Source organism: Mesorhizobium sp. M4B.F.Ca.ET.089.01.1.1, assembly GCF_004022605.1.
Taxonomy (GTDB): domain Bacteria; phylum Pseudomonadota; class Alphaproteobacteria; order Rhizobiales; family Rhizobiaceae; genus Mesorhizobium; species Mesorhizobium abyssinicae.
The window spans coordinates 1-571 of the sequence record NZ_RZOS01001238.1; the positions used below are offsets into that span (position 1 = coordinate 1).

1 pseudogene is annotated in these 571 nt (G+C 63.4%); it reads left to right on the top strand.

Going from position 1 to position 571, the window contains the following annotated elements:
• Nucleotides 1-571 (top strand): annotated as a pseudogene (locus EN780_RS36940) (iron ABC transporter permease); the annotation flags it as partial.

Genomic DNA, 571 nt, shown 5'->3' on the forward strand with positions numbered 1-571 from the left:
CCCTTGGCATTGCCTCGCGCGGTGCCGTCGGTGGCGACGTTTTCGTCGTCAGCTCGATCGGCTTCGTCGTCGCGGTGGTTTCCATCTTCATCTTCATGCCGATCCTGATGATGCTGGCCAACGCCATGCAGACCGACGACGGTGGCTATTCGCTTGTCACGTTCCTGGCCAAGCTGTTCAGTTCGCGCTTGTGGAGCCTGGACTGTCTCGCCGGCGGCAGCCGCTGCGGCGTTGCCTGGAACTCGCTGCTGCTCGCCGTGCTCGTCGGCCTGCTGACCATGTTTCTGGGGTTGGTGTTCGCGCTTGTCGTGACACGCAGTGATTTCCGCTATGGCAAGCTGCTGCGTGCGCTGACTGTGTTGCCGATCATCACCCCGGCCTTCGTCATCGGCCTTGCCATCATCCTGTTGTTCGGGCTGTCGGGCGCGGTGACCCAGAGCGTCGCCGGCGTCTTCGGCATCCAGCCGACACGCTGGGTCTATGGCCTTCCCGGCCTGCTTATCGCCCAGGTTCTCGCTTTCACCCCGATCGCCTTCCTGGTTCTGATCGGCGTCGTCGAAGGCGTCAGCCC